The sequence below is a fragment of the Syntrophales bacterium genome, from assembly GCA_023228425.1.
In the GTDB taxonomy this organism is placed as follows: Bacteria; Desulfobacterota; Syntrophia; order Syntrophales; family UBA2210; genus MLS-D.
In genome coordinates, this window is the sequence record JALOBE010000013.1 from 58423 (window position 1) to 64907 (window position 6485).

The window sequence follows — 6485 nt, forward strand, 5'->3', positions numbered from 1 at the left end:
ATCCGACACGTGGACCGGTGAACCAATCGTCTTGTGGCCCATGGCATGGCACGTTCAGTGCGGTCCGGGAAGAAGGATTTCGAATATGTCCATGGGTCCCTGTATCCCCCTGGGAGTGGGCGATTCCCGTTTCCTTGCAGTGACGAGATTTCCGATGGCCCGGCGTGTTGCTTCACAGACGAGGATCTCTCCGCTTTTAGCCGCCGACTCGAGTCGTGCAGCGATATTGACCGGTGAGCCGAAAACGGTGTATTCCTTTTTCCGGGTTGATCCGAAGAGCCCGGCCAAAACTTCTCCGCTGCTGATTCCTATGCCGATCCTGATGGGGAGCGAACCGTCGGTTTTCACCCGGCGGTCCTCAGCCATCCGTTCCATCATTTTCCGGGCGCAGGTAACGGCTGTTGCGGCGGGATTTCCATCGCTCAAGAGCAGGCCGAAAACGGCCATGATACTGTCACCTATGTGTTTATCCAGCATACCCCCGCTGTCACAGATAATATTGTCCAGAGGCGTGAAGTAGTCCACGTTCAGAAGCGTTGAAAGCTCATCCTGAGTCAGTTGTTCGGACATGCGTGAGAACCCGCGGATATCGCAGAACAGAACAGTAGCCTCGCACCGTCGTATCTTCATCCATTCAAGCCCCTTCTGCATTTTCGCGTACACCTGCTCCGAAACGAACTGCCGGAGTCTTTTTTTGACGGTGTATTCCCGTACCTTTACGCGAAGTTCACTGTTTGAGAAGGGCTTCATGAGAAAGCCGTCGATGCCCTCATTAAGGGCGTCTATGGCTGTTTCCATGGTGGCGTAGCCCGTCAGCATGATCCGGGTCATGTCGGGGTTCAGCCGCCCCGCCTCTATCAGGGTCTGAAGACCGTCTTTCCCGGGCATGCGCAGATCGGATATGATCACATCGATTGCCCTGGTATGGTCCCTGACAATATCAATGGCCCGTTCGCCGTTTTCCGCCAGGAATACGGCGTACCCTTCTTTTTCCAGGACCCGTTTAAGCGATCTTCTCACGCCTTCTTCATCGTCGGCAATCACCAGACCTGTCATGGCATTCTCCCCGCACCGGAAACTCGATGTTCACAAGGGTTCCTGTTCCTCCGGCGCTTTCTATGTGAAAGGAACCCCCGTATCTCCTTATGATTTCATGGGTTATATACAGGCCAAGTCCCGTCCCTTCACCGGTGGGCTTCGTGGTGAAGAAGGGTTTGCATACTTCGCCGATTCTGCGGGGATCAATGCCGCACCCGTTGTCGCGGCATTCCACGCGCGCTATGGCCCGGGCGGCGTCGTATCGGGACCGCAATTCAACCAGACCGCCCCGCTCCGGCAGAGACTGAAATGCGTTTTTGAGTATGTTGATGAAGGCTTGGCCCAGGTGTGCGAAGTTGGCCTCAACCGGGGGGAGGGAAAGTTCGAGGTCCAGGCGGATGTCCATGTTTCTGTGTCCCTGGGAAGCCCGGAGAATCCGGAGGGAGTCTTCCAGGGCGGCGTTCAAATCCACCGGTTCCAAAGAGTCACTCGTCTGGCGGGAGAGGCTCAGGAGGCTTCTTATGATTGCCGTTGCCCGTTTCAGCTCCTTTACTGAAAAGGCCAGGTCGTCGAGGACATCCCTGCAGGATTCACCATGACATGGTGCCGATGCCAGTGTTTCCAGTGCCGATTCAAGAAGGCTCAGGGCGCCCGCAAGGGGATTGTTAAGTTCGTGGGCTGTTCCCGCCACGAGTTCACCGATGGCCGCCAGGCTTTCAGAGCGGACCAGCTGACGGCGGGTTCTCTCCTGTTCCTCGATCGTTCTGGAAAGATCAGCTGTTCGTTGTGCCACTTTCTGTTCAAGGAGCGCGTTTATTTTCTCGATCCCCTCGCAGGTCAGGGCATTCGTGACAGCCACGGCGGCCTGGTTGGAGACGGTCGAGAGAAGCTCCAGCTCTTCGGGGCCGTAGAGGTCCCCCGCTTTCTTTTCGCCCAGCATCATGACTCCCGAGAGGGTTTCTCTGAACATGATGGGAACGATGAGTTCTATGCCGTAGTCCTCGAGGAACTTCCGAAGCGATGTCTGGTCCGCTCCCGTACCGGTGCTGGAAGAGACAGCGTCGTAGGTGAGAGGCTTGTTCTTCAGACGAAACAGAAGCTTCAGAGGTTCAACCAGGGAATGGATCGCGGCGTCGGCGTCGGGTTCATCACCCCGGCACAGGGAGAGCTTCAGTGTACCGGGCACACTGTCGAAAACCAGGAGGGAAAGAAAGGTCGGATTGAGAGCCGATTCTACCGAGTCGGCAACATACCTGCCGATTTCTTCGACGCGAAGCAGTGACGTAAGGCCGGAGCTGACGTCTTTCAGCACAGCTCGATAGGAATAGCGGTTCCTGAAAAAATACTGTTCCACCAGTTTGCCTGTTGCTCGTTTCAAGGGGTCAAAAACAACAACCATGCACAGCGTAAGTGCCAGAGCGGGAGCGAGAATTTCGGCTCTTAATCCGGAATAGTCAAAAAGGGAGAGTGTTGCCAGGGATAGCGCCGCCAGACTTCCTCCGAAAAAAAGATAAAAAATGCCGGTTCCCGTGGCTTCCTTGAGATCCAGCAGATCGTGCTTCAGAAGGCCATAGGCGAGGATGATGGCGGGTATGAAGCTGAAGTGACCGGGGGGGTAGACAGGCACGCCACTTATGGGCAGGATGTTCAGGATGATGAGCAACGCCCCTCCGCTGAAACCGCAGATTATGTATTTCATGCGGTTTTTCTGATCGTTCCGTTCAGCCGTGACCGCGCCGCGCAGAAGCAGTACGAGACAGTATGTAACAACGCCGGTGACGACGGCGATGAAAGCGTAAAATACGGGTCCTGCCTGGGCGATGCGACCGAAGGTATACTCGTGATGTCCGCGGATGAAGTATTCCGATTGGGTGAAGGGAAGGATCAAGAATGACAGGGCAAGGGCGGCCTGTTCCAGCCGCGGCCGCGCGAGTCCGAGGAAACGGTGTGTGAATCGTATATACAGAGGGATGCCGAAGACTATCAGGATGTAGGCGAGGCGGTCAATGGTGATGGCCGACCCGTCATGGGTCACCGCGGTGACGAGTATCATGTCGGCGTTGATGAAGCCGCCGAGGAAGCTGACAGCCGCGAAGAGGCGGTTGACCGGAATGCGCTTGCCCGCTCCCCTGAGGGCCACAAAGGACAGTGACACAAAAACGAAGCAACCGACGGCGGCGGGAATAAGCGCCTTAAGATGTGCCGTGCTTTCAGTAAGGTGAACCATACATTCCCCTCCGGGTCACCCGTGACCCCTCTGTTTTTCTTCGGTCCCGAAGTCCGACGGAAGGAGAGGGGCAGATGAGGGAATGTGTCCCGGAGCGGATGTTTGTTTCGGTTTTTGAAGCGGATTACCGGCCGTTAAAACAGGAATACCGCAGCCGCCAGGACACAGGTGTAGCCGCCTGCCCGTGCTATAGCCGACTGGGTCGTTTCCATGGTCCTGACAATTTTTCCGCTGATTTTAAATATTTCCTCTTTTTCGTCCCAACCGGCGTCGATGTCGAAATCGATTCCCAGGGTTGAGGCAAGCATGGCCGCCGCCAGATCTTCGGCGTATTCTCCCGCCTGTTTCTGGGTTTGGCCGAAAGCGTGGTGTTCACTGATGTAGCCGTAAGTGTTCCGGTCCGTCGGAATCGCGCATCCGATGGAAGCCGCGACGAGACGACGGGCCTCGTCGCTGGAACAGCGGCTCATGACACAGTAGGTGATGCCTCCTGTCTTGAGTTCACTGAGTCCCTGCTTGGCGGGAATAACCTTGCATCCGGGGGGGAAAATGCTCGATACATACACCAGGTTGCATTTTTCGATACCGGCGCTTCTCAGGGCCAATTCAAAGGCGTGGAGTTCCTCCCTATGAAACCCCACACCCTTGGTAAAAAAGATTCTTTTGGGAACAAATGGACTGTTGTTCAATGCACCTCTCCTTTTCCTGATAGTCTGCTGGTCACAATATATCCCATGACACGGTACACCAGCTTCGCGGCCATGAAATCGGGGGCCGGAAGGCCCGGTATGGGACAGAGTTCGACAACATCGAACCCCCGTATCCTTTTTGATGCTGATACAGTTCGAACCAGGCTCAGTACATCCGCCCAGGAGAGTCCGCCCGGTTCGGGCGTGCCTGTGGACGGCATGATGGAAGGGTCGAAGGCGTCAAGGTCTATTGTGATGTATACATCGTCGGTCAGGCCGTCGCGGATCCGTTCGATCCAGCCCGGCTGGAGTGTCTCCTCGGCGGAAAGAGAGAGTATTCCGTGGTTGACCGCGATGAAATCAGCTTCTTCTCCGGCCAGGTTCCGTATGCCTGCCTGCACCAACGGGCATATCTCCAGTATCCTCCGCCCCACGCAGGCATGGCTGAAGGGAGTTTCCTGGTAGGTGTCCCGCAGGTCGGCGTGGGCGTCAAGCTGCAGGACCGACAGGTTCGAGTAGCGTTCTTTCACGGCCTGGACGGCGCCGAGGGTGATACTGTGCTCACCTCCCAGGACAACGGGGATCTTGTCCCGTGACAGGGTTGCCGCAACCTCTTCCCGTACTTTACGCACCATGTATTCGGGGCCCCGGGCGTCGATCTCGAGAAAGGGGCGTGTTATGATACCTGCTTTCCAGGTTTCCCGGCGCAATTCGTCGTCGTAGAGTTCCACTTGGGCGGACGCCTCAAGTATGGCGATGGGGCCGCGGCGGGAGCCTGCCTGGTAGGTGGACGTCAGGTCATACGGGACGGGGAGTACCTCGAAAAGCGCCCCTTCATGGTCAATGTTCTCTGCTTCGAGTCCCGCAAAGTTCATTGTGTGGCCGTCCTGAAAAACTCAAGGGAAAACCTGCCGTCCTCGAGCGAAATGTAGGAAAAGTGTTCCACCCAGTCACCCAAAAGAGCCAGGGTCCCCGTTCTCGTTCCCGCCCCGACCTGTTCGAGTATGGGTTGGTGGCTGTGTCCAAGGACGACGGCGTCGATTCCGGCACCGATCTTTTCCCGGGCGAAGGAACGCATCACCGAGACGATACGTTCAGGATGCTTCTGATACCTCCGGCTCGAATGGGAACTGAGCCGGGCCATTTCCCACAGCAACCGGGAAGGAATTCGTTTCTGCACGGAATAGAACAGGCCACTCCTCAAAAAACGCCTGAGGAGAAGATAGTACCGGTTCGAGCCGTCAACGGTGTCCCCGTGGCTCACATACACCTTCAGACCGTCAAAGTCAAAGAGTGCGTGGTTCTTGAAAACAGCAATGTCATGCCCATTGAAGGCCCTGTCAAGGAAAAAATCATGGTTTCCTTCGAGGAGAGACAGGGTGATTCCTCCCTGTCTCAATTTGATAAGGGCCTCAAACATTTCCTTGAAACCCGGGTAGAGGTTTCTGTCATCGCAAAACCAGAAGTCGAACAAATCTCCCGCGATGACTATGTGACTTGTTTCGTTCCGTATTTCGTCGAAAAAACGAAGCAGCTTCCGATAGCCCTCATCTCTGTCGCCCGTGAGATGGGCATCTGACAGAAAAACAGCTTTCATCCGTTTTCCACTGCCTCGCACAGACTTTCGGCATTGAGGAACATACCTTCGATTTCTTCATCGGACATGCCTGCTCCGGCAGCGATACGGCGGGCGGTATCACGTGTTATCAGATCGCCGGGTCCGTGGGTGTCCGTGTTCAGGACCAACTCCGCGCCGCATCGTCGGGCCATGGAGACCACATGCCCGTTGGTCAGACTGTGTCCCCTTCTGGCCGTCACCTCCAGGCGGACGCCTCGCGCGGCGGCCAGGAAGGCCTCTTCCTCCGTTATGAGACCCGGATGGGCGAGGATGTCGACACCGGCCTCCAAGGCCGCCCGGTTGGTTCCCGGGATAACCGGTTCGACGATTGTTTCCCCGTGGACGACAATCAATTTTGCCCCGAGCGCCCTCGATTCCTCGGCCAGTTTTTTAATGGCCGAGGGGTGTACGTAGGTCAATTCTATGCCCGGGATAATCTTCAGGGGGACCACTGCCGCCAGGGCGGTGCAGGCCCGGACAATCCTGGGGATGATAAAGTCATAATTCGAATGGTCGGCATGGTCCGTCAGGGCGATTGCACGGTAACCTCGCTCGACCGCCCGGCGCACAAGCTCCGAAGGAACAAGCTCTCCGTCGCTGAACAGGGTATGTGTGTGGAAATCAATCATGGCGGGCATCTCGATTCTGTGCTTACAAGCGATGACGCGTCCCCGGGACGTGTTCAAAAAAGAACACGTAGCAAATATTATTCCGAAGGTCAATCCCCCGGAAGGGTTCTCTCCGTGAATTATTGAACCTGCAATCGATGCATGCTATACACCCATCTTAAACCCAGATTTTCCATTAGCCAATTTGTCGGTTTACGTTGCTCCACGTGGCAAGCCTGAGGCATTGGTCCACAATCCGCAAAACCAGGCTCGTTTCCTTCGCGGAACAGACAACAGCAGATGAT

The 6485-nt window shown here is 56.0% G+C and carries 6 protein-coding genes; all 6 read right to left on the reverse strand.

Features of this window, described 5'->3' with window-relative positions:
• Positions 1 to 54 precede the first annotated feature (54 nt).
• Complete coding sequence (locus tag M0Q23_06525) at positions 55 to 1056, reverse strand: response regulator (GenBank protein ID MCK9528285.1); 1002 nt, start codon at positions 1054 to 1056, stop codon at positions 55 to 57.
• On the reverse strand, positions 1028 to 3265 hold the full coding sequence (locus tag M0Q23_06530; GenBank protein ID MCK9528286.1) for an ATP-binding protein: 2238 nt from the start codon (positions 3263 to 3265) through the stop codon (positions 1028 to 1030). Before M0Q23_06530 ends, M0Q23_06525 begins: the two co-directional genes overlap by 29 nt.
• Positions 3266 to 3399: 134 nt before the next feature.
• Positions 3400 to 3954 carry an arginine decarboxylase, pyruvoyl-dependent gene (locus M0Q23_06535; protein MCK9528287.1) on the reverse strand — a complete coding sequence of 185 codons (555 nt, stop codon included), beginning with the start codon at positions 3952 to 3954 and terminating at the stop codon, positions 3400 to 3402.
• On the reverse strand, positions 3951 to 4829 hold the full coding sequence (gene speB / locus M0Q23_06540; GenBank protein ID MCK9528288.1) for an agmatinase: 879 nt from the start codon (positions 4827 to 4829) through the stop codon (positions 3951 to 3953). Before speB ends, M0Q23_06535 begins: the two co-directional genes overlap by 4 nt.
• Positions 4826 to 5551 (reverse strand): UDP-2,3-diacylglucosamine diphosphatase, encoded by a 726-nt coding sequence (locus M0Q23_06545; protein MCK9528289.1) that lies wholly within the window; start codon positions 5549 to 5551, stop codon positions 4826 to 4828. Before M0Q23_06545 ends, speB begins: the two co-directional genes overlap by 4 nt.
• On the reverse strand, positions 5548 to 6201 hold the full coding sequence (locus tag M0Q23_06550) for a histidinol phosphate phosphatase domain-containing protein (protein ID MCK9528290.1): 654 nt from the start codon (positions 6199 to 6201) through the stop codon (positions 5548 to 5550). The genes M0Q23_06545 and M0Q23_06550 overlap by 4 nt, the downstream gene beginning before the upstream one ends.
• Between the last annotated feature and the right edge of the window lie 284 nt (positions 6202 to 6485).

Excerpts from the sequence above, each read along its gene's own strand:
- M0Q23_06530 (MCK9528286.1), bottom strand. The coding sequence starts at position 3,265 with ATGGTTCACCTTACTGAAAGCACGGCACATCTTAAGGCGCTTATTCCC.
- speB (MCK9528288.1), bottom strand. The coding sequence starts at position 4,829 with ATGAACTTTGCGGGACTCGAAGCAGAGAACATTGACCATGAAGGGGCG.
- M0Q23_06550 (MCK9528290.1), bottom strand. The coding sequence starts at position 6,201 with ATGATTGATTTCCACACACATACCCTGTTCAGCGACGGAGAGCTTGTT.
- M0Q23_06545 (MCK9528289.1), bottom strand. The coding sequence starts at position 5,551 with ATGAAAGCTGTTTTTCTGTCAGATGCCCATCTCACGGGCGACAGAGAT.
- M0Q23_06525 (MCK9528285.1), bottom strand. The coding sequence starts at position 1,056 with ATGACAGGTCTGGTGATTGCCGACGATGAAGAAGGCGTGAGAAGATCG.